Source organism: Pseudomonas sp. NPDC089530 (assembly GCF_050280705.1).
In the GTDB taxonomy this organism is placed as follows: domain Bacteria; phylum Pseudomonadota; class Gammaproteobacteria; order Pseudomonadales; family Pseudomonadaceae; genus Aquipseudomonas.
Genome location: NZ_JBNNVU010000038.1, coordinates 1 through 21,145, shown reverse-complemented (window position 1 = coordinate 21,145; position 21,145 = coordinate 1). Strand labels below are relative to the sequence as shown.

The 21,145-nt window shown below is 64.1% G+C and carries 24 protein-coding genes and 1 pseudogene; 8 read left to right on the top strand and 17 right to left on the bottom strand.

What is annotated here, in order from left to right; translation table 11 throughout:
- Positions 1-3 precede the first annotated feature (3 nt).
- The 7 genes from ACQKQA_RS16160 to ACQKQA_RS16130 all read right to left on the bottom strand — a co-directional run bounded on the left by ACQKQA_RS16160 (position 4) and on the right by ACQKQA_RS16130 (position 6,401).
- Positions 4-636 (bottom strand): gamma-glutamyl-gamma-aminobutyrate hydrolase family protein, encoded by a 633-nt coding sequence (locus ACQKQA_RS16160; RefSeq protein ID WP_427559348.1) that lies wholly within the window; start codon positions 634-636, stop codon positions 4-6.
- Positions 633-3,035, bottom strand: a complete 2,403-nt coding sequence (locus ACQKQA_RS16155; protein ID WP_427559345.1) for a PEP/pyruvate-binding domain-containing protein — start codon at positions 3,033-3,035, stop codon at positions 633-635. Before ACQKQA_RS16155 ends, ACQKQA_RS16160 begins: the two co-directional genes overlap by 4 nt.
- Entirely contained in the window at positions 3,032-3,760 is a 729-nt protein-coding gene (locus ACQKQA_RS16150; protein WP_427559343.1) for a formyltransferase family protein, read from the bottom strand. The genes ACQKQA_RS16155 and ACQKQA_RS16150 overlap by 4 nt, the downstream gene beginning before the upstream one ends.
- Complete coding sequence (locus ACQKQA_RS16145) at positions 3,757-4,329, bottom strand: hypothetical protein (protein WP_427559341.1); 573 nt, start codon at positions 4,327-4,329, stop codon at positions 3,757-3,759. Before ACQKQA_RS16145 ends, ACQKQA_RS16150 begins: the two co-directional genes overlap by 4 nt.
- Positions 4,323-4,850, bottom strand: a complete 528-nt coding sequence (locus ACQKQA_RS16140; RefSeq protein ID WP_427559339.1) for an adenylyl-sulfate kinase — start codon at positions 4,848-4,850, stop codon at positions 4,323-4,325. The genes ACQKQA_RS16145 and ACQKQA_RS16140 overlap by 7 nt, the downstream gene beginning before the upstream one ends.
- 4 nt (positions 4,851-4,854) lie before the next feature.
- Positions 4,855-5,916, bottom strand: a complete 1,062-nt coding sequence (locus ACQKQA_RS16135) for a CDP-glycerol glycerophosphotransferase family protein (RefSeq protein WP_427559336.1) — start codon at positions 5,914-5,916, stop codon at positions 4,855-4,857.
- 224 nt (positions 5,917-6,140) lie between these two features.
- Positions 6,141-6,401 (bottom strand): accessory factor UbiK family protein, encoded by a 261-nt coding sequence (locus ACQKQA_RS16130; RefSeq protein ID WP_427559334.1) that lies wholly within the window; start codon positions 6,399-6,401, stop codon positions 6,141-6,143.
- 417 nt (positions 6,402-6,818) lie between these two features.
- Here ACQKQA_RS16130 and glnK point away from each other — a divergent pair, with 417 nt between their 5' ends.
- From glnK to sutA, 4 genes are all read left to right on the top strand, one after another.
- Positions 6,819-7,157, top strand: coding sequence for a P-II family nitrogen regulator (gene glnK / locus ACQKQA_RS16125; protein ID WP_002555808.1), 339 nt, complete (start codon positions 6,819-6,821; stop codon positions 7,155-7,157).
- Positions 7,158-7,192: 35 nt separating this feature from the next.
- On the top strand, positions 7,193-8,530 hold the full coding sequence (locus ACQKQA_RS16120) for an ammonium transporter (RefSeq protein ID WP_427559332.1): 1,338 nt from the start codon (positions 7,193-7,195) through the stop codon (positions 8,528-8,530).
- Between the two features lie 211 nt (positions 8,531-8,741).
- A complete protein-coding gene (locus tag ACQKQA_RS16115) occupies positions 8,742-9,167 on the top strand; it encodes a secondary thiamine-phosphate synthase enzyme YjbQ (protein WP_427559330.1) in 426 nt (141 codons plus the stop codon).
- 101 nt (positions 9,168-9,268) lie between these two features.
- Positions 9,269-9,592: a transcriptional regulator SutA gene (gene sutA, locus ACQKQA_RS16110; RefSeq protein ID WP_427559327.1), complete on the top strand. Its 324-nt coding sequence runs from the start codon at positions 9,269-9,271 to the stop codon at positions 9,590-9,592.
- Between the two features lie 122 nt (positions 9,593-9,714).
- On the opposite strand, the gene ACQKQA_RS16105 is transcribed toward sutA, so the two are convergent.
- The 6 genes from ACQKQA_RS16105 to lptM are packed head-to-tail and all read right to left on the bottom strand — an operon-like array spanning position 9,715 to position 14,298.
- Entirely contained in the window at positions 9,715-10,419 is a 705-nt protein-coding gene (locus tag ACQKQA_RS16105) for an HAD family hydrolase (RefSeq protein ID WP_427559324.1), read from the bottom strand.
- Complete coding sequence (gene xerC, locus ACQKQA_RS16100; RefSeq protein ID WP_427559321.1) at positions 10,419-11,315, bottom strand: tyrosine recombinase XerC; 897 nt, start codon at positions 11,313-11,315, stop codon at positions 10,419-10,421. The genes ACQKQA_RS16105 and xerC overlap by 1 nt, the downstream gene beginning before the upstream one ends.
- Before the next feature lie 2 nt (positions 11,316-11,317).
- Complete coding sequence (locus tag ACQKQA_RS16095) at positions 11,318-12,043, bottom strand: DUF484 family protein (protein ID WP_427559319.1); 726 nt, start codon at positions 12,041-12,043, stop codon at positions 11,318-11,320.
- Between the two features lie 13 nt (positions 12,044-12,056).
- A complete protein-coding gene (gene dapF / locus ACQKQA_RS16090; RefSeq protein WP_427559316.1) occupies positions 12,057-12,887 on the bottom strand; it encodes a diaminopimelate epimerase in 831 nt (276 codons plus the stop codon).
- 4 nt (positions 12,888-12,891) lie between these two features.
- Entirely contained in the window at positions 12,892-14,139 is a 1,248-nt protein-coding gene (lysA, locus tag ACQKQA_RS16085; protein WP_427559314.1) for a diaminopimelate decarboxylase, read from the bottom strand.
- 9 nt (positions 14,140-14,148) lie between these two features.
- Positions 14,149-14,298 carry an LPS translocon maturation chaperone LptM gene (lptM, locus tag ACQKQA_RS16080; RefSeq protein WP_427559311.1) on the bottom strand — a complete coding sequence of 50 codons (150 nt, stop codon included), beginning with the start codon at positions 14,296-14,298 and terminating at the stop codon, positions 14,149-14,151.
- A 239-nt stretch (positions 14,299-14,537) separates the two neighbouring features.
- On the opposite strand from lptM, the gene cyaY reads away from it, so the two are divergent.
- The 3 genes from cyaY (at position 14,538) to rnk (ending at position 15,663) form a co-directional block, all read left to right on the top strand.
- Entirely contained in the window at positions 14,538-14,870 is a 333-nt protein-coding gene (gene cyaY, locus ACQKQA_RS16075; protein WP_427559308.1) for an iron donor protein CyaY, read from the top strand.
- A gap of 4 nt (positions 14,871-14,874) precedes the next feature.
- Positions 14,875-15,108: a DUF1289 domain-containing protein gene (locus ACQKQA_RS16070; RefSeq protein WP_427559306.1), complete on the top strand. Its 234-nt coding sequence runs from the start codon at positions 14,875-14,877 to the stop codon at positions 15,106-15,108.
- 141 nt (positions 15,109-15,249) lie between these two features.
- Positions 15,250-15,663: a nucleoside diphosphate kinase regulator gene (rnk, locus tag ACQKQA_RS16065; RefSeq protein WP_092297989.1), complete on the top strand. Its 414-nt coding sequence runs from the start codon at positions 15,250-15,252 to the stop codon at positions 15,661-15,663.
- 21 nt (positions 15,664-15,684) lie between these two features.
- Here rnk and ACQKQA_RS16060 read toward each other — a convergent pair whose 3' ends face one another.
- From ACQKQA_RS16060 to ACQKQA_RS16050, 3 genes are all read right to left on the bottom strand, one after another.
- Positions 15,685-18,534 carry a class I adenylate cyclase gene (locus ACQKQA_RS16060; protein WP_427559303.1) on the bottom strand — a complete coding sequence of 950 codons (2,850 nt, stop codon included), beginning with the start codon at positions 18,532-18,534 and terminating at the stop codon, positions 15,685-15,687.
- A 175-nt stretch (positions 18,535-18,709) separates the two neighbouring features.
- The gene (locus ACQKQA_RS16055) at positions 18,710-18,955 is read right to left on the bottom strand and encodes a TIGR02647 family protein (RefSeq protein WP_427559301.1); all 246 of its coding nucleotides are present in this window, start codon (positions 18,953-18,955) and stop codon (positions 18,710-18,712) included.
- Positions 18,956-19,138: 183 nt separating this feature from the next.
- Complete coding sequence (locus tag ACQKQA_RS16050; RefSeq protein ID WP_427559298.1) at positions 19,139-19,435, bottom strand: hypothetical protein; 297 nt, start codon at positions 19,433-19,435, stop codon at positions 19,139-19,141.
- 125 nt (positions 19,436-19,560) lie between these two features.
- On the opposite strand from ACQKQA_RS16050, the gene ACQKQA_RS16045 reads away from it, so the two are divergent.
- The gene (locus ACQKQA_RS16045) at positions 19,561-20,217 is read left to right on the top strand and encodes a glutathione S-transferase family protein (protein ID WP_427559403.1); all 657 of its coding nucleotides are present in this window, start codon (positions 19,561-19,563) and stop codon (positions 20,215-20,217) included.
- Between the two features lie 69 nt (positions 20,218-20,286).
- Here the strand turns inward: ACQKQA_RS16045 and argH are convergent.
- Positions 20,287-21,090, bottom strand: a pseudogene (gene argH, locus ACQKQA_RS16040) (argininosuccinate lyase); the annotation flags it as partial.
- Between the last annotated feature and the right edge of the window lie 55 nt (positions 21,091-21,145).

Genomic DNA, 21,145 nt, shown 5'->3' with positions numbered 1-21,145 from the left:
AGGTCACTCAAATAGCCATTGGCACAGTTGTCGATCGGCATCGCTCAGCGCTGCTTCGCGTTCGGGGTGCCACATGATGCCGGCCACCTTGAGGCGGGTATGCACCAGGGCTTCGCAGGTGCCGGCGGCGTCCAGGGCCCAGGGGCGCAGGACGGCGGGCAACGGGTCGAGCAGCTGTTTGCCGTGGAAGGAATTGACCGAGCGCGAAGCGCCCTGGCCCTGCAGCCAGGGCAACTCGTCGGCGGCCAGCAGGTGGATCGGGTGGCGCTGGGCGACGTGCACGCTGCGGTCGGCCTCGGCCAGCTGGCCGCCGAAAAAACGGTGGATCAGTTGCAGCCCGCGACAGACTCCCAGCACCGGCAGTTGCTCGGCCACGCAGTGGGCCAGCAGTGCCGTTTCGCTCTGATCGCGCAGCGGGTCGCTGTCCAGGTCGTCGCCACCGCTGAAGATCACCCCTTGCACGCCCTGGTCACGGGCATAGGCCAGGGTGTCCGTGCCCAGGTTGGGCAGCAGCAGCCATTGGTGGCCGCAGCCGAGCTCGGCAAAAAAACGGTACCAGTCCCTGGCCAGGCCATCGCGCGGTTCGTGGTAGGCCTGGGGGTTGCAGGTTCTCAGGGTGATACCGAGACGTTTCATGGCTGCACCGGGTTCAGGGTCTTGTCGCGGCAGTTGAGGGCGATCCGCGGGCTGCGCAGGATGCGGTTGAACAGCTGTTCGCCGCAACCAATGGCTGCCGGAATGCCGAACTCGGCGCAGCGGATGGCCATGTGCGAGTTGGCCCCGCCGTATTGGGTGACCAGCCCGGCGATGCCCCGGGTAAACACCCAGTCGTAGCCCGGGTCGGCATTTTCGATGCAGACGATCTTGCCCTTGAGCGGCGCCGAGGCCGGGGTGTCCTGGCGCAGCTCCATGCCGGCGGCTTCGACGTTCTGCCGGGTGATGAAGTTGGGCAGGCTGCGATGCAGCGGGGCGACGAACACATCGTCGACCGCGCTGATCAGGTGCCCGAGTTTCAGCGAAATGCCTTGTTCGTAGCTGCGGCGCGCCTGGCTGGCCGACTCCAGCAGGACCCGGTCGGTGTCGTCCATCAGCGGCGCGGTGAGGCTGTCGAGCAGCGGGTGGATATCGAGGAAGGACAGGTCTTCCCGGGCCAGGCCGACCTCGGCGCCCCAGCTCACCAGCAGTTGCAGGGCATCGGACAGGTCCCGGGTGAACACCAGCTTGGCGTATTCCCGGGCCTGGATGGCCTGGCTGGCATAGCTCAGCAGCTGTTCGGTCGACAGCGGCCAGTCCTGTTCGTCGAGCAGCCGCTGCAGGGCCTGGCGTTCCGCGGGCTGCAACTGGAATTCGGCCTGCTGGCTGTCGCCGGGGCTCAGCTCGACGCTCGCGGCGGCGAACAGATCGTGGCGCTCGTCATAACGCAGCGAGGTGATGTCGTAGGTGCCGGGGCGCAGGTGACCGAACTTGGCGACGAAGGCCGGCAGTGTCCGGGCGTCGGCGCAGACCTGGGCGTATTCGCGTGTCAGTTCGGTGGTGACGGTGTGAATCGACTGCTTCCAGGCCAGCAGCCGCTCGGTGCTCAGGGCGCCGCGGCGGCAGGCCGAGCGCAGCAGCGCTTCGGCGATGAAGGCATGCCGGGCGAGCATGGCGAACGGCAGCGTGCCCTGCTCACGGCAGTCCAGCAGCAGGCGGTGGATGCTGTCGAGGTCGGCCGGCATGGCGTCCAGGCGCCGGTTCTGCTGCTGGCGCTCATGGGCGCGCACCTGTTCCAGCAAGGGCGGCAACGCACCGGCGCCGTCGCCGTTCAGCGCCCGCAGCGTCAGCTGGTCGAGGGCGGCGCGATAGGTTCGCTGCTCGGCGGCGTTGAAGTTGTCGCCGTAACGCTCGGTAAAGTCGGCATCGAAGGTGAAGTCCAGGCAGGTCTGCACCACCTCGAATTCGACCTTGTCGTGCCATTGCGGGTGGGCTTGCAGGCGCTGTAGCCAGGCGTTGACCAGTTTCGTGCCCAATTCGGGCGCAAGGCCCGCCGGCAGGAACGAGTTGAAGCTGCAGCGCACGTCGATGTACGGGTGGTGGCCGAGCATCACCATCAGGGCCTGGTGCCGGGGATGGTGATAGCCCATCAAGGCGCGGGCTTCGCGCCAGGTCGAATCCGTCACCAGGCGGCGATACAGCGATGCCGCCAGCGGGCGCGGGGTGGTGCCGATGATTTCCGCCGGGTTCCAGTCGGGCATCACCCCCAGCAGGGTGCTGTCGCCATGCAGGCCGGACTGGGGCGCCAGGCGCCTGGCCAGGAACTGCTGGATATGCTCGAGCTGGCGCGCCACCCGGCGCTCGGTGACCGGGTGCCAGGTGTTGCACAGGGTGATGCGCCGCACTTGCAGCACATACACCTGCTGGTGGCGGTCGACGGCGAACTCGATGTCCAGTGGCACGTTACCGCACAGGGTCTCCAGCTCCCGGCAGGCATCGATCACCGCCTGCAGGCGCGGGGAGCGCAGCTGGGCGCTCTGGGTGTCGCGGTAGACCAGCACGGTTTTCTGGATGCCCTGGCCGCCGGTGATGGTATCGGTCAGCCCGCTCTCGTCGTCGTAATTCACCACGTAATAAGGAGCGCCATGCTCCAGGTCGTGGGTCATCACCACGCCGCTCATCTGGATCGAGGTCAGCATCGGCTGGATCAGGACCTGGTTGTCCTCGCAGTGGTGTTCGGCGAAGGAGGCGATCACCTGTTCGATGGCGACGCTCAGGGCCCGAGGGTCGGTGACGCTGACGTTCAGGCAACTGGCGAACTGGCCGGCCATGGAGCTGTTGAAGCCATCTTCGTTTTGCGCGCTGCTGCGCACGATCACGAAAGAGCCGCCGAGCTCCATCCCGGCGATGTTCGCCAGCACCTGCGCGGGGTCGTCCCGCCATTGCCGGGCGGTGAAAAAGTACAGCGGCAGGATCTGCGAACGGGTGACCCGCGGTTGCAGGCGCTCCAGGGTTTCGGATTTGGTCCCGAAGCGGATGCAGTGCTCGGCGGCCCGGCTCATGGCGCGTCCTCGTGCTTGTCCACCGCCAGCAGGGCCAGATGCTTGAGCAGCGGATGGATGATGAAATAGGGCGGCTGTTCGGCCTCGGCGGGCAAGGGTTGCAGGGCCTGGGCACCTTCGTGGCGCCAGCGGGTCAGGACTTCCACCAGTAGGTTGGCACGGATCGCGTTGTCATACAGGTAGTCGACGTCCATGCCTGGCGGCGGCAGCGGGTAGGCCTTGCGCGCCAGCACCGGACCGGTGTCGATCTGTTCGTCGAGCAGCAAGGCGCTGGCGGCGCATTGGCGCTGTTCGATGACCTGGTAATACAGCGTGGTGCTGCCGCGATAGTCCGGCAGCCAGCCGGAGTGGATATGCAGCACCGGGTAGCGGTTCAGCAGGGCCGCGGGCACCAGTTGCCCGCCGTAGCCGGAGTAGACCAGCAGGTCCGGTGCCTGACTGGCAATGCACGCCAGCAGTTGCGGGTCGTCGAGCGCCTGGGCCGGGCACACCTCGTGGGGCCAGCCGAGGGCGGCCAGGCAGGTGTCGACGTCCTGGCTCAGGTCCGGGCAGAACAGTCCTGCCAGCGGCTGTACCTGCAAGTCGCGGGTGGTTTGCAGCGGGCCGCCGCCCTGGCCGTAGACAATCACCGCTTCAGGCTCGATACCGGCGGCTGCCAGGCCTTGCAGGTAGGCCGCCGAGCGCGCGGTGCGGGCGCAGAGGATCAGCAAGCGGGCGCGATTCATAGGCCAGCCTCCTGGGCGACGGTGGCCAGTACCTGCTGTTCCTGAGTCAGCAGCCAGGCCAGGTAGGCTCCCTGGTCTGGTTCGAGGCGCCCATGCTGCGACACCAGGGTGTCGGTCAACTTGAGCAGGCCACTGAGGTAGTAGGCCGCGCCGCTGGCCTGCCAGCCCTGCAACATGCATTCGGCCAGCAACAGATAGGGCTGCAGCGACCCATAGTCGCTGTGCGGCAGCGGGCGGTGCGGTGCACCGGCTTCGTAGCCGGCATACAGGCGTTTGCTCACTTCGAATTTCTTCAGCAGGCGGGGCAGCCAATAGCTCGCCAGCGGGCCGGACACGCCAGCCCCCGCGCGCATTTCCAGGCACAGCTGGCTCAGCAGCGCGGTGCTGTCTTCGGCTTGGGCCGGACCTTGGGGCGGCAGGGCGGGGAGGGCCGGTGCCGGTAGCCTGGCGATCGTGGCCAGGCGTGAGGCGCGCCAGGCATCGACGAAGGCTGCGCCCTGGAAGCTGCTGTAGCGGTAGGTCTGCGGGTTTTCCAGCAGGTCCCCGTCGCTGTAGGCGTAGTTCAGCATGGCGATGGGTATCCACACAGCCGGCGAATGCGTTCCACGTAGCCCGGGATGTCGTCGGGCTCATGGCGGTTATGCAGCACCAGGTCCGGGCGTTGCGGCGGCGGGTATTCGATGTCCACGCCCACCACGTTGCTCTGTTCGCCGCGCAGGGCGGACTGGTAGAGCCCCTTGTTGTCGCGGCTGATCAGGGTGCTCAGCGGCACGTCGACGAACACTTCCCGGTAGCTGGAGAAGCGCTGCCGGTTGTCGTCGCTGATGTCCTGGAACATCGACAGGATGCAGCAGACCACATCGATGCCCTGGCTATCGAGCCAGCCGCACAGGGCCTGGATCCGCTCGGCGTTGACCCGGCGTCCGGCAACGCTGTAGGCGTCTGCCCGTTGGTCGTGGCGGAACAGCGCGCGGATCTCGTCGCCATCGACGAATACGGTCTGCGGCCGTTGCGCTTTCAGGCTGGCATACAGGGCTCGGCCAATGGTGGTTTTGCCCGCTCCCGACATGCCGACCAGCCAGATCACCATGGCTTCACCCCTGCTTGAGTAGGTTTTCGATGTTGCGCAGCGCCAGTACCGCCAGTTCCGCGGAGAAACCATAGCTGGGGGCGAAATAGTGGCGGCGCAGGCGCTGGCGGACCGCGGCCTGCTGTTTCCAGAGGTATTCGTTATCCAGCAGTTCGGCCAGTTGCCAGCGCTCTTCGGCGTCGAGATTGATGATGTCGTTGCGCAGCAGCACATCGGGCGACTCCTCGCCCGTCAGCTCATCCTGCTCGGCATTCGGCACGTTCAACAGCAGCAGGTTCTTGTCCAGGTACAGGGCGCCGAAGGCGGTTCCGCCGTAGTCCGACACCACATAGTCGGCGCAACGGAACAGTGCGAGGTTGTCGTAGACGTGGGTAATCACTGCGGTGAACCGATACTGCCCAAGCAGCGCCATCGCCTCGGGGTCGGTCTCGACCGACAGCGGATGGGTCTTCACGATCACGTTGTAGTGCTCGCACAACCCGGCCATGGCGTCGGCGAAGCGGCTGATCGACGACAGCTCCAGCCAGGTTGGCAGCCACAGCACGGTTTTTTTCGCCGGGTCCAGGGCCAGGTCCGCCGGGTGCTGGCCTTGCAGCGAGGGTTCGCGGAAATAGGCGTCGTAGCGCGGGTAGCCCATCTGGAAGGTGACGGCATCGCAGCACTGGCGCAGGCGCTCGGCCTGCCAGGGGCCGAAGCACAGGATCAGGTCGTAGTGCTGGTTCCAGTCGGAAAAATTGTGCTTGGCCTTGCCCAGGGCGTACATGAAACGCACCTGCCGGTTGCCCAGCACCTTGATTATCGGCTGCGAGCCGTAGTCGAACATGCTGTGGTTGGAGACCACCACCTCATAGCGGTGGCCGGAGTTGATCGCATCCAGGCTGCCATGGCAGCGGTAGCCCAGGCCCTCGATAAGCTCGCGGCTTTGCGTACGCTCTTCGCGGGAGCCATGCAGCACCACATCGAACGCATCGGCCCCCAGCAGGCTCCAGACCGCCTGATAGTGATTGACCATCTCGGCGCTATGAACGAAGAAAGCCAAGTGGCTGAAGGGTTTTGGTGCGGTCATAGGGCTACCTGATGCACAACGGAAAATAAGTCGGGGCAAGCGTTCGCGTGGCGTGACGATGTTGCGGGACATGGCCGGGCCGGCGGGCGGCCAGGGTCGCAAGCGCTGGATATGTTATCGGCGCCGCAGAGGAGAAATGAACCGGCGGGGCGGAAAATCTTTGCTGGCAGTGCCTGGCTCGACCGATGGCAGGGATTGCCCGGTCGAGCCATGGATAGGGCGGGTTACTGCTCGCCCGGATTGAGCCGGGCTTCCAGTTCGGCGACCTTCGCTTCCAGGCTTTCCAGGCGGGCCCGGGTGCGGGCCAGCACGACCATCTGGCTGTCGAATTCTTCCCGGCTGACCAGGTCCAGCTTGCTGAAGCCGCTTTGCAGCAGGGCCTTGAACTGGCTTTCGATTTCGGCGCGGGGCAGGGGGGTATCGCCGCTGAACAGACGGGCGGCATGGCCGCTCAGGGCGTCGAGAAGGTCTTTGGGCGCGAGCATGGGGAATGTCCTGGAAACAATGGCGGGCAGTGTATCACGCACTGTCTATAGTCAATCGGGCAGGCGGGGATGCACGCTTTTCGCGCATCGCGCCAGGCAGTGGCGCACCGTTGTTGTGCGTATCCGCGGTGATGATGGCGAAGTGGTTTTTGGCGCAGTGGGCAAGGGGTTGAAATCAGTGGGTTTTCACGAGATGGCAAGGTTTCTGCTTAGTCGCTGATGACCCATGCACTGATCCAGTCGCTGTGACGAATGCAGTGCGGCAGACGAAGCGGGGAAGTATTTCGTCAGGAGCGGTTAGCTGGCGTCGGTCTGGCCGAGGAAGGCCGACGATGCGTTACAAAGCCAGGCACTGCGCTTAGACTTGAGCCGGGTTTGTTTTCCTGGGGCAAGTCCACCAATTCGGGAGAGAGTTTCATGAAGCTAGTCACTGCCATCATCAAGCCGTTCAAGTTGGACGACGTGCGCGAGTCGCTGTCCGAGATCGGCGTGCAGGGCATTACCGTTACTGAGGTCAAAGGCTTCGGCCGGCAGAAGGGGCACACCGAGCTGTATCGCGGCGCGGAGTACGTGGTCGACTTCCTGCCCAAGGTGAAGATCGATGTCGCCATCGACGACAAGGATCTTGATCGGGTGATCGAGGCGATAACCAAGGCTGCCAACACCGGCAAGATCGGTGACGGCAAGATCTTCGTGGTCAATCTGGAACAGGCTATCCGCATCCGTACCGGCGAAACCGATACCGACGCGATCTAAGCCGCCCCAAACCCAACGCCCCAGGAGAAAACAATATGACTCTGCGTAAAATCGCAGGGCTAGGAGCCCTTTTGTCCCTCGTAATGCCTGGCCTGGCCATGGCGGCAGACGAAGTGGCAGCCCCAGTCCTCAATTCTGGCGATACGGCCTGGATGCTGACCTCCACGGCCCTGGTGCTGTTCATGACCATTCCTGGCCTGGCGCTGTTCTACGGCGGCATGGTGCGCTCGAAAAACATTCTTTCCGTGATGATGCAGTGCTTCGCCATTACCGGTCTGATCAGCATCCTGTGGGTCATCTATGGCTACAGCATCGCGTTCGACACCACCGGCATGGAGCAGGGCGTCGTCAACTTCAATTCCTTCGTCGGTGGCCTGGGCAAGGCTTTCCTGGCCGGCGTCACGCCTGCGAGCCTGGTCGGCCCGGCGGCGCTGTTCCCCGAAGCGGTGTTCGTCACCTTCCAGATGACCTTCGCCATCATTACCCCGGCGCTGATCGTCGGCGCTTTCGCCGAGCGGATGAAGTTCTCCGCCATGCTGATCTTCATGGCCATCTGGTTCACCCTGGTCTATGCGCCGATCGCGCACATGGTCTGGTCCGGCAACGGCGGCCTGATGTGGGACTGGGGGGTGCTCGACTTCGCGGGTGGCACCGTGGTGCACATCAACGCTGGTGTCGCCGGCCTGGTGGCCTGCCTGGTGCTGGGTAAGCGCAAAGGCTTCCCGACGACTCCGATGGCTCCGCACAACCTGGGTTACACCCTGATGGGCGCGGCCATGCTGTGGGTCGGCTGGTTCGGTTTCAACGCCGGTTCCGCCGCCGCGGCCAACGGCACAGCCGGCATGGCGATGCTGGTGACCCAGATCGCCACCGCTGCCGCGGCCCTGGGCTGGATGTTCGCCGAGTGGCTGACCCACGGTAAGCCAAGTGCCCTGGGTATCGCCTCGGGTGTGGTCGCCGGTCTGGTGGCGATCACTCCGGCCGCCGGCACCGTGGGCCCGATGGGTGCCCTGGTGATCGGCCTGGCAGCGGGTGTGGTGTGCTTCTTCTGCGCGACCTCCCTGAAGCGCAAGCTGGGCTACGACGACTCCCTGGATGCCTTCGGCGTGCACGGTATCGGCGGTATCCTCGGCGCGATCCTCACTGGCGTGTTCGCCGCGCCATCGCTGGGTGGCTTCGGCACCGTGACCGACATCGCCGCCCAAGTGTGGGTCCAGTGCAAAGGTGTGGGCTTCACGGTGATCTACACCGCGGTCGTGACGTTCATCCTGCTCAAAGTGCTGGATGCGGTTATCGGGCTGCGTGTCACTGAGGAAGAAGAGTCGGTCGGCCTCGACCTGGCGCTACACAACGAGCGCGGTTACAACCTGTAATCGTCCGCGAAGAAAATGCCCGGCTTGCCGGGCATTTTTTTGCCTGGGTTTTGTCATTGCCAGACAGCTGAAAGGTTTTTTCCAGAGCTTGTCGGCCAGATTGGCGACGGCTTTTTTTTCGGGTCAATGACTTACAACACAGGAGGAATATTCGGCACTTTGTTTTTTTCCAGAGCGCGCTAGAATGCGCGCCGAATGTGCGGAGAACTGTATGTGGCAACAGACTCTGATTACCCTGCGGGCCAGGCCCCGGGGCTTTCATCTGGTAACGGACGAGTTGCTCGCCGGTCTGCCTGAACTGAAGGCATGTCGAGTCGGTCTGTTGCATTTGTGGCTGCAGCATACCTCGGCCTCGTTGACCATCAACGAGAATGCCGATCCTGCGGTTCGTCGTGACTTCGAGCGTTTTTTCAACACCCTGGTGCCACAAGGCAAGGCCGGGTATGAACATGACGACGAAGGGCCCGATGATCTGCCGGCGCACTTCAAGGCCAGTTTGCTAGGCTGTCAATTGAGCTTGCCAGTATCGGCGGGTCGCTTGGCGTTAGGCAGCTGGCAAGGTGTTTATCTGGGCGAGCATCGTGATCATGGCGGTGCCCGCAAAGTCCTTGCCACCTTGCACGGTGACAAGGCATAAGCCGCTGGTTATCAGTGGATGTTGATTTTTTCCGGCGGCCTTCGACAGTCGGCTCAGCTGGGCTATAACTAATCTGCTTTTCGCAAGTCATGAGGTAGAACATGAGCGACGATGATCTGGAAAACGACGACCTCGAAGTAGGCGACGAAGACGAAACCGAAGAAGGTCTTGAAGCGGCCGCCGACGATGTGGCGGAAGACGATGGCAGTGATGCTCCTGCCCCGACCGCCAAAGGCAAGGCCAAGGCTGCCGTCTCGGTAGACGAGCTGCCGAGCGTCGAAGCCAAGAACAAAGAGCGTGATGCACTGGCGCGCGCCATGGAGGAGTTCCTGGCCCGTGGCGGTAAAGTGCAGGAAGTCGAGGCCAATGTGGTCGCCGATCCGCCCAAGAAGCCGGATAACAAGTACGGTAGCCGGCCTATCTGAGCCTGGGTCACTTGCTTGCTGAAAAAGCCCGCCGTCGCTGCGGGCTTTTTCATGGGCGCTCGTTAGTGGAGGGCGCTGGGCTGCCGCCCTGCAGGAGCGAGCTTGCCCGCGATAGCGTCAGTTCAGGCGCCGCCGTGCCAGCGCGCCAGCAACTTCGGCAGTTCGGTCAGGCTGCGGATTTCCGCATCCGGCCGTCGCTCGGCTTCCCAGGCCTTGCCGGCCGGGTTGTACCAGACGGCCCGCAGGCCCGCCTGCTGCGCCCCGGCGATGTCGTCGCCCGGGTGATCGCCGATGTGCACGGCGGTGTCCGGCGTGGCTTCGCCCCGTTGCAGGGCTTCGTGGAACAACCGTGAATCGGGCTTGGCGATCCCGATGTCCTCGGCGCACAGGGCGAACTTGAAGTAGTCCGCCAGCCCCAGGCGGCGCACATCGGCGTTGCCGTTGGTGACCACCCCCAGCGCGAAGTGGTTGGCCAGCGCTTCCAGGGTCGGTTGCACCTCGGGAAAGATCTTCAGTTGATGCCGCGCATGCAGGAACACTTCGAAACTCTGGTCGGCCAGCATATTGGCCTGGCCCTGGTCGTAGCCGGCCTCTTCCAGCGCATGAAACAGCACCCGGCGGCGCAGGGCGCTGATGCGGTATTTGAGCCCCGGCTCGGCGTTCAGCACGCGCTCGCGGATGGTCCACAGATGCTCCACCGGGACGCCGCCCAGGCGCGGGGCGTGGTCGGTCAGCCACTGGCGCAGCACGGCTTCGGCGCTGACGATCACGGGCGCGGTATCCCACAGCGTGTCGTCGAGGTCGAAGGTGATCAGCTTGATCGTCATTACTCACCGCCTTTGTTGCGTTTGGCCCGTGGGTGGGCGCTGTCGTAGACCGCCGCCAGATGCTGGAAGTCCAGGTGGGTATAGATCTGGGTGGTCTTGATGTCCGAGTGCCCCAGCAGTTCCTGGACGGCGCGCAGGTCCTGGGAGGATTCCAGCAGGTGGCTGGCGAAAGAGTGACGCAGCATGTGCGGATGCAGGTTCTGTCCCAGCTCGCGCTCGCCGGCGGCCTTGACCCGCAGCTGGATCGCCCGGGGCCCCAGGCGTCGGCCCTGCTGGCTGACGAACACCGCGTCGTCCGGCGGATTGCTCAGGGCCCGCAGCGGCAGCCAGAGCTGCAGCGCCTCGCGGGCCTTCTTGCCGATCGGCAGGACCCGGGTCTTGCTGCCTTTGCCGTGGACCTGGACTAGGCCGTCGGCCAGGTCCAGTTGTTCGAGGTTGAGGCTGGTCAGCTCCGACAGGCGCAGCCCGGAAGAGTAGAACAGCTCCAGGATCGCCTGATCGCGGTGCGCCAGGAAATCGTCCTCCACCGCGCCGTCGAGCAATTGCAGGGCGCGGTCGGTGTCCAGGGTCTTGGGCAGGCGGCGTTCGCCCTTGGGCGGCGCCAGGCCGTTGGCCGGGTCGTGGTCGCACAGGCCTTCGCGGTTCAGGTAGTGATACAGGCCACGCACGGCGGAGAGCAGGCGCGCCAGGCTGCGGGAGGATTGGCCCTGCTGGTGCAGGCGGGCAATCATGCTGCGCAGGCCTTGAATGTCCAGGTCGGACCAGCTGGCTACCTGCTGCTTGGCGCAGAAGGCCAGGACCTTGTCGAGGTCCCGGCGGTAGGCCAGCAGGGTATGGGGCGACACTTGGCGCTCACTGCGCAGGTGCGCGCAGTAGGCGTCCAGTTGTCGTTCCATGGTCAGCGAACCGAGCGTAGCGAGTGAGTGAAGCGCGGCACCACGCGGCCCATGACTTCGGCGATATAGCTGAGGAACAGGGTCCCCACCGAGCTCTTATAGTGCTGCGGGTCGCGACTGGCGATGGCCAGCACGCCGTGGATGCCCTGATGAGCGATGGCGACCACGGCGCTCGAGCCGATCTGCCGGCGCTGTTCTTCGCCGAACAGGAAGTCCAGCTCATGCTCGCGCAGGCTGCCGCTGACGCTCTTGCCTTCGGTCAGCAAGCCGCCGATGGCGGTCTGGGCCTCGGCGGGGGTGACCCAGCGGCCGACCGGCATGGCGCTGTCGTTGAACAGGATCAGGCTGACGAAAGGCACCTGGAAATCCTGGCGCAGGCTGTCTTCGACGCTCATCACCACGTCTTCCAGGCTGGTGGCATCCATCAGTGCGAGAATCAGGCGGCGGGTCTTCTCGAACAACCGGTCGTTGTCGCGGGCCACGTCCATCAGCTGCGAAAGCCGGTGGCGCATCTCGATGTTGCGCTCGCGCAGGATCTTCATCTGTCGCTCCACCAGCGAGATGGTGTCACCGCGCTGATGGGGAATGCGCAACGCCGGGAGCAGTTCTTCATGCTCGACGAAGAAGTCCGGATGAGCCTCCAGGTACGCGGCGATCGCCGCGGCCTCCAGGCTTTCGGCAGGAGAGTCGTCGGGCTTTTCGGCTGGAACCTGAGGCTGATCAGTCATGGTTTTCGCTCATTCAAAGACGCACCTGTCCTTCGTATACGCGCACTGCCGGGCCGGTCATCTTCACCGGTTGGCCAGGGCCCGCCCACTCGATGGACAGGCGCCCGCCCGGCAGGTCGATCAATAGCGGTGAATCCATCCACCCCTGGCTGATCGCGGCCACTGCGGCGGCGCAGGCCCCGGTACCGCAGGCCTGGGTTTCCCCGGCGCCACGTTCCCAGACCCGCAGCTGCGCGCGCTGACGGTCGATGACCTGGATAAAGCCGACATTGACCCGGGCCGGGAAGCGCGGGTGATGTTCGATCTTCGGCCCCAGCTCATGCACCGGCGCGCTATTGATATCGCCGACCCGCAGCACGGCATGGGGGTTGCCCATGGACACGGCGGCCAGCTCGACGGTCTGGCCGTCGACTTCGACCTGATAACTCAGGGCCTGGGCCGGCGCCACGAACGGAATCTGCTCGGGCACCAGGCGCGGGGCGCCCATATCGACACCGATCTGACCGTCGTTGCGTACATCCAGCTCGATGATGCCGCTCTTGGTCTCGACGCGGATCTGGCGCTTGGTGGTCAGGCGCTTGTCCAGCACGAAACGGGCGAAGCAGCGGGCACCGTTGCCGCATTGCTCCACTTCGGAACCGTCGGCATTGAAGATCCGATAGCGGAAATCCACGTCCGGATTGCTTGGGGCCTCGACGATCAGCAACTGGTCGAAACCGATGCCGGTATTGCGGTCGCCCCATTGCTTGGCATGTTTGGGCAGGATGTGCGCGTGCTGGCTGACCAGGTCGAGGACCATGAAGTCGTTACCCAGGCCGTGCATCTTGGTAAAACGCAGCAGCATGGTCTTACTCCGGCAACAGGCTTTCGCCAGCGAACAACTCGGCTACCGTCTCGCGGCGACGCACTTCAACGGCCTGTTCACCATCGACCAGCACTTCGGCAGCGCGACCGCGGGTGTTGTAGTTGGAGCTCATGACGAAACCGTAGGCGCCGGCCGAATGCATGGCCAGCAGGTCACCTTCTTCCAGCGCCAGCTGACGTTCCTTGGCCAGGAAGTCGCCGGTTTCGCAGATCGGGCCGACGATGTCGTAGGTACGGGCTTCGCCGTCGCGCGGGCGTACGGGGCTGATGTCCATCCAGGCCTGGTACAGGGCCGGGCGGATCAGGTCGTTCATTGCCGCGTCGACGATGGCGAAGTCCTTGTGTTCGGTGTGCTTGAGGTACTCGACCTGGGTCAGCAGTACCCCGGCATTGGCGACGATGAAGCGTCCGGGCTCGAACACCAGCGCCAGGTCGCGGCCGTCGAGGCGTTCGCGTACGGCCTTGACGTAATCGGCGGCCAGTGGCGGCTCTTCATCGCGATAACGCACGCCCAGGCCGCCACCGAGGTCGATGTGGCGCAGGTAGATCCCGCACTCGCCCAGGCGGTCGACCAGGTCCAGCAGGCGGTCGAGGGCATCGATGAAGGGGGCCAGGGTGGTCAGTTGCGAGCCGATATGGCAATCGACGCCGACCACTTCCAGGTTCGGCAACTGCGCGGCGCGGATGTACACATCTTCGGCCTCGGCGATGGCGATACCGAACTTGTTTTCTTTCAGACCGGTGGAAATGTACGGGTGGGTACCGGCGTCGACATCCGGGTTGACCCGCAGCGAGACCGGCGCGCGAACGCCCAGCTCGGCGGCAACCTGCTGCAGGCGCTCCAGCTCGTCGCTGGACTCGACGTTGAAGCAGTGCACGCCGACTTCAAGGGCGCGACGCATGTCGTCGCGGGTCTTGCCGACACCGGAGAACACGATCTTGTCCGCCGCGCCGCCAGCTGCCAGGACGCGTTCCAGCTCGCCCCGGGAGACGATGTCGAAACCGGCGCCCAGACGCGCCAGGACATTCAGCACGCCCAGGTTGGAGTTGGCTTTTACCGCGAAGCAGACCAGGTGCGGCATGCCGGCGAGGGCATCGGCGTACGCGTGGTACTGCGCTTCGATATGGGCTCGGGAATAGACGTAGGTCGGCGTGCCAAAACGCTCGGCAATGGCGGACAACGCTACACCTTCCGCGAACAGCTGACCGTCGCGGTAGTTAAAAGCGTCCATGGAGTTCCCTTAGTTGGTGTCGTGCTTGTGCGACTGCGAATGACCTTGGTCTTCGGATTTGCTGTCATCGGGAAGATACAGCGGGCCTTTTTGACCGCAGGCAGTGACAAGGCAGGCAACCGCGACGAGCGCAGCAAGGGAAGAGATCAGGCGCTTCATGGCGAAATCCTTGAGAATGCGTTAATTGCGCCCGAGTATACCGGCCACCCGGCAGCTTGCCTATGCGCCGGAATACCCGCCTGGCGGGCCTTTGCCCCGGGCTTCGGCGCCGGGCGCGGCGGCCGCGGGGATATTTTCTCTGTGGCTCGCGCCCTTGATCGGTATCCTTTGCATTCGCCCGGACGCGCCCGTATCTTGCGGCGCTTGAGCGTGAGTTGACACTTTCCGAGGTTCCCGCAATGAGTTTGACTGAAGCCCGTTTCCACGACCTGGTCGATGCCACCCAGCAGATGCTGGAGGACATTTTCGATGAGAGTGACCTGGATATCGATCTGGAGAGCTCCGGCGGTGTGCTCACCGTCAAGTTCGAAAACGGCAGCCAGGTGATCTTCAGCCGCCAGGAGCCCCTGCGCCAGCTGTGGCTGGCCGCGCGTTCCGGTGGCTTCCACTTCGACTACGACGAAGAAAGCGAGCGCTGGATGTGCGACAAGAGCGAAGAACAGCTGGGCGAGATGCTCGAGCGCATCGTCCTCGAACAGGCCGACATCAAGCTCGAATTCGAAGGGCTCTGAGGTCGTGACGCCAACGGCTCCCGCACGGCCGCCCAAGCCGCTGTACAGCAATGTCAGCCCGGCCGTGGCTTCGCCCTGCATCAGCCTGTGCCGGCTGGACGAGGAAAAGTTCTGCAAGGGCTGCTTCCGGCATGTCGAAGACATTCGCGAATGGCGCTCGGCAGACGATGAGCGACGGCGTGCGATCTGCGCCCAGGCGCTGCAGCGCAAGCAGGCCGTAGCGGCAGGGGGGCTCTAGGTTCGTACTTGTACGGTTTGTTTATTCAGGATGCTGTGATAGTGTCCAGCCATGCCTCGCCCTATCGAGGCCCGTGAAAACCCCGTCTGATCTGGACGGGGTTTTGCTTTTTTGTGCCGAAAAAAGGAGTCTGCCTGGATCATGAGCACCGCACCTTCCATCATTCTCACCCGGCTCGACGTGCAACGTCTGGAGCGCCTGATCGACAGCCTGGACGACACGCTGCCTGGCGTCATCGCGTTGCAGACCGAGCTGGATCGCGCCGAAACCCTGGTGGGCCACGATGAAGTCCCGGCCGGTGTCGTGACCATGAACTCGCGGGTGCATTGCCGCGAAGAGGGCAGCGGCAAGGACTACCACCTGACCCTGGTGTACCCGCAGGATGCCAACGCCGACGAAGGCCGGATCTCCATCCTGGCGCCGGTGGGCAGCGCCTTGCTCGGCCTGCAGGTCGGGCAGTACATCGACTGGCCGGCGCCAGGCGGCAAGACCCTGAAGCTGACGCTGCTGGAAGTGGAATACCAGCCGGAAGCGGCGGGCGACTTTCACCTCTGACTGGCCGGCGTCCCTGACCGGCTAGACCTGTTCGAGCGCGTCGTTCAAGGCGCGCTCCAGTTCGGCCTTGTAGCGCAGGTAGAGGTGGCTTGAGCCGTGGTGATCGCCGAGCAGGCCGGACAGGTCCAGGTCGGTGATATAGCAGCGATAGCGTTCGGCGTCGCGACGCTGGCCGACAATCTCTTGAGCCACCGCGGCGAACAGCTGGTCGCCATGCTCCAGCTCGGAAAACTCCCGTTGATTGCAATACAGGGTGACCTGCACCTGCCCCGGTGCGGCTTTGCCGATGATGCCCTGTACGTCATAGAAAGGTTTGTCCGCCGGCGTCTGCGGCGCCGGGCGCGATTCGACCCGGCGGGCCCGGGTGCTGCCTGAAGGCAATACCTGGTAATACAAAATGTCCAGTGGAACCAGGGCCTGGGAGGCGTCCATCGGCAACTGGGTATCGCGCCGGTAGAGGATCGACTGCAGGAAGCGCTGCAGGGGCACCAGCAGGCTCTGTTCGTCGTGGTAGGGCAGGCGTTGCTGCCAGAGCGCGTCGAACTCATCCAGCACGTACAGCTCGGCCTGGTCTTCGACTATGCGGTAGAACACCTGGATGCACTCGGGTTGGCCCATCGGCAGGATCAGCGCCAGGTCCTGATCTTCCAGGGCCATCGGGTCCAGGTGCAGCGGGCTGTAGCTCGCTTGTTCTTCGCCCAGGTAATCGATCAGCGCCGGCAGGCTCGCCAGCGCCACGTGATTGACCTGGCCCGGCACCAGTTCCAGCACGTGATAGTGCTGCTGCACCTGGATCAGGTAGCGGTGATTGAGCTGGCTGAGCAACAGGTTCTGCGCCGTGTCGAACAGCTCTTCGACCCGCTGGGCGATGAACTGCGCGCGGTTGTGGCAGAAGCAGCGCACCCGCAGCCGTGGCTGCTCGGGGCCTTGCGGCAGGTTGTTGAGGTAGTCGCGCAGGCAGTCGAGCAGCGCATGGGTGCCGTCGTAACGCCCCACCAGCACCTCGTTCCAGCTGTTGAGGGTGACCTGGTCGAGGGTCAGCACCAGGTTTTCCCGCACTCCGGCGTAACTCAGGGAGTCGGTGCGCTCGGTGGTCATCAGGATGTTCAGGTCGCGGTGATGCTTGAGCGGGTCGCGGCCGACATTCACCAGGATCAGTACTTCGCTGGGTGCGCTGGGATGCAGCAGGCGTTCTTCGCTGACGGAGCCCAGGGGCAGGGCGATGGTCTGTTGCAGGCTGCCCAGCAGATTGAACAGCTCGAATTCGCTCAGGTCGCTGCTGCCTGGATGCAGCGCCAGGCGCGTGCTGCTGTCGATCACGCCATTGCGATGGCACCAGGTCAGCAGCTCCAGCAGTTCGCGGCTGCGCTTGATCGGCGCGAAGTGTTCCCACTCCAGGGCATTCAGGTTGCCGTTGTACAGGCCCCAGTGGGTTTGCCCCAGCTCCTTCTTGTTGGGTGACTGCACCAGGGTCAGGGTGTCTTCGGCCAGGTCCGGGGCGATGCCGGGGTTAATGAATTCGATCTTGCCCGCCTTGCGCTCGAAGGCCGCGTACAGGCGGCGGCCGAGGACATTCAGGTCGCGCTTGTTGGCCAGGCCGAGGGTCTGCTCGGTACGGGCGAACTGGGTCAGGAAGCGGTAGCTGTAATTCAGTTCGTTGACCAGCGCCCGGCGTTCGGTGCTGACCTGGCGGACTTTCCATTGGCTGCGGCTGTCGAGCAGCGCCAGTTGGCGCTGATCCCAGCCCCATTCCTGGGCCAGCCGTTCGAGCAGCGAACGTTGCCAGCTTGGGTTGCGCGCGCCGTTGTTGCTGGTGAGCTTACGGTTGACCTTCAGGTACAGGCTGCGGCGTACCAGTTCCAGGCGCTCCGGCTCGCCCCGGGCCTTGAGGTATTCCTCGATGCGCCGGTAGACCACGACGTAGGGATCGAGCTCGTCGAGGTCCAGGCGATTGGCGAACACCGCCTGCTTGAAGCGCAGGCTCAAGCACTCCACCCGTGGGTGTTCGCTGGCATAGACCTCGGTCAGCAGCAGCTTGAGCACGGACTTGTACGGCGACTCGATGCCCTTGAACAGCTGCCAGAGCCCGGCGCCGATGAATTCGCCCGGCGGGATATGGGCCAGGTGGCCCAGGTCGAGGTTTTCGTCGGCGGGGATGAAGCGCTTGGACAGCAGCGTGTGGGTGTACTGGTGGTAGCGGGCTTCCTCGTACACCGGCACCAGCCACCACAAGGGTGTGCGCCCGGCCAGCCAGATGGCGGTGCGATAGAACTCATCCAGCAGCAGGTAATGCTGGGTGGTGCCGCAATCGTCGGAGCTCAGCTGGGTGTCACGATCGCCACGGATAAAGCGGCTGGGGTCGATCAGGAAGAAATGCGCCTCGGCGCCCTGGCTGGCGGCCCAGGCTTCGAGCAGCAGGCATTTCTTGCGCAGTTCGGCGAGTTCGTTTTCCCCAAGGTCTGGGGCGTGGCAGACCCACACGTCCATGTCGCTCTGGTCGGCCTGGGCCAGGGTGCCCAGGCTGCCCATCAGGAACAGGCCATGGATCGGGCGTGGGGCACTGCTGGGGCGGGGTTTGTAGGAAAACGAACGGGTCAGGCGCTGGGCTTCGTTGAGCGTCGGCGTATCCGGCTCGTAGTTCGACACCCCGGCAGGGGTTCCGCCTGACACATAGCCGGGCAACAGCGGGTGGTTGACGTGAAAGAACAGCGGCAGAAGGGTAAGCACCAGCTGTTGGCGTGGCGACAGCCCTTCCATGGCCCGGCCCAGGCGCCCCTCGTTGAGCTTCAGGAAACGTGTGCGCAGTTGGTTGAGAACCTTGCGGTCGATTCCCTCGTCCAGGTCTGGGCGGATTTCATGGGTGCGGGTCATTCAAACAGGCTCGCGAAGCTTGAACGTGGGAGGTCTGAAGTGGGGAGAGTTTACAGCCAGTCGAGGGCGGGCTTTAAGCGGATTTTTATTCTTGACGTCAGATTTCCAACGTCCGGTGGGGGCTTGCCCGCGGAATCCGACGGGCGGGGATTCCGCGGACCGTGGGGGGAAGCCTTCAGGCGGCTTCTTTGACCGTCAGGATGATCAGCAGGCCCTGGGCGTGCTCGGCGGCATCCCGGCCCAGGCTGGTCAGGTAACCACCGTCTGGCTGGGTAATGAGGTCTTTTTCGAACAGGCGTCGTGCGGCGGCGATGGCTTGGGGGGCAGCGGTCTGATGGATTTTCAGACCTTCCTGGGAGTTGTCCAGGTTGAAGAGTGCAAGGATTTCCAGTTCGGCAACCAACTCAGGGGTGTACGACATAAGGACTCCAGACTTTCTAGGAATTAGACGACAGCGTCCTTAAGGTGACTGCAGTTGGGCAGCCTGTCCAGTGTCCGCTGCGGACTTTTACGCCCCCGGGCGGCGGTATTTAGCCGCAGGGCGCGTACCAGTGTAGTCAAGGGTCGCTGTCGCGCCGGCCAGCCGGCGCGAGGCGTGGCGGGCTCATTGCTTCTCGGGTGGCAGCTCGGGCAGCGCACGCAGCGCGGCTTCGTACCATTGGGTGTCGAACGCGCGGTCTTCTTCGAGGATCGCGTCGATTTCCACCGCCAGCACATGGGCCATGAGATTGAGGATTTCTTCGCGTTCATAGCCGACCAGGGTCAGCTTGTTGAACGTGGCCTTGGCCGCAGGCGGGTTGTTGCTTTCGATCTGGTTTTCGATCGCTTCGATCAAGGTGTTTTCGGCGAACGCTTCTTCGTCGTTATCGTCTTTTTCGGTGTTGGAGATTGGCTCGCTCATGGCAGGTTCCTCAAGGAAAGGTCGCCAGTTTACCCGTATTCAGCTATCCGATGCTGCTGGCCAGTGGGCGGTAGAGGATCTATAAGAATGGCTGCCAACCCCGTACCCGGCCTGGAGGCTGCATGATGCTCAAGCTTTATGGATTCCCCGTCAGCAATTACTACAACATGGTGAAACTGGCGTTGCTGGAAAAAGGGCTGCCCTTCGAAGAGGTGCCGTTCTACGCCGGGCAAAGCCCTGAAGCACTGGCTGTCAGCCCGCGTGGCAAGATCCCGGTGCTGGAGGTGGAGCAGGGCTTCATCAACGAAACCAGCGTGATTCTCGAATACCTGGAAACCCAGCCTGGGCCTGCGCTGCTGCCGAGCGATCCGTTCGAGCGTGCCCAGGTGCTGGCACTGGCCAAGGAGATCGAGCTATACATCGAGCTTCCGGCGCGGGCCTGTTACGGCGAGGCATTCTTTGGCTCGACAGTACCCGAGGCAATCAAGGAAAAGTCCCGCAACGAGCTGGTGCTGGGGTTCGCCTCGCTGGCCAGGCACGGCAAGTTCGCCCCCTATGTGGCGGGCAGCAGTCTGAGCGTGGCGGATCTGTATTTCTTCTACAGCGTCAGCCTGGCCCGCGTGGTGGGACAGAAGCTGTTCGGGGTGGACTACCTGGCCGAGATGCCGGCGGCCAAGGCCTTGATGGCGCGCCTGGAGCAGATGCCCCATGTGCAGCGGGTCGCGGCGGACAAGGATGCGGCGATGCCGCAATTCCTGGCGATGATCGCCAGCAAGAAGTAGGAAGGTTCCGGATCGCTGATCGCGGGCCAGCCTCGCTCCTGCGGGATCGAGGCTGGCCCGCGATAGCTGTTAGCGGCTGGCCAACAACGCCTGGCCGCGAACCACCGCAGCCCTGACCTGGGCTGGCGCCGTACCACCGATGTGGTTGCGGGCGTTGACCGAGCCTTCCAGGGTCAGCACGGCAAACACGTCCTGATCGATCTGGTCGCTGAACTTGCGCAGTTCTTCCAGGCTCATTTCCGCCAGGTCCTTGCCGGTTTCCACGCCGTACTTCACGGCATGCCCGACGATCTCGTGGCAATCGCGGAATGGCAGGCCGCGGCGCACCAGGTAGTCCGCCAGGTCGGTGGCGGTGGAGAAACCGCGCAGCGCCGCTTCGCGCATCATCGCGTGCTTGGGCTTGATCGCCGGGATCATGTCGGCGAAGGCGCGCAGCGAGTCGCGCAGGGTGTCGGCGGCGTCGAACAGCGGTTCCTTGTCTTCCTGGTTGTCCTTGTTGTAGGCCAGGGGCTGGCCCTTCATCAGGGTCAGCAGGCCCATCAGGGCGCCGAACACACGGCCGCTCTTGCCGCGAACCAGCTCCGGAACGTCCGGGTTCTTCTTTTGCGGCATGATCGAGCTGCCAGTGCAGAAGCGGTCGGGCAGATCGATGAACTGGAACTGCGCGCTGGTCCACAGCACCAGCTCTTCGGAGAAGCGCGACAGGTGCATCATGGCCACACTGGCGGCGGCGCAGAACTCGATGGCGAAATCGCGATCGGACACGTTGTCCAACGAGTTGCCGCCGACGGCGTCGAAGCCCAGCAGCTGGCAGGTCAGTTCGCGGTCGATCGGGTAGGTGGTGCCGGCCAGCGCGGCGCTGCCCAGCGGCATGCACATAGCGCACGGCCTGATTGCCGTGCCAGATCGTCAGCAGTGCCGGGCATTC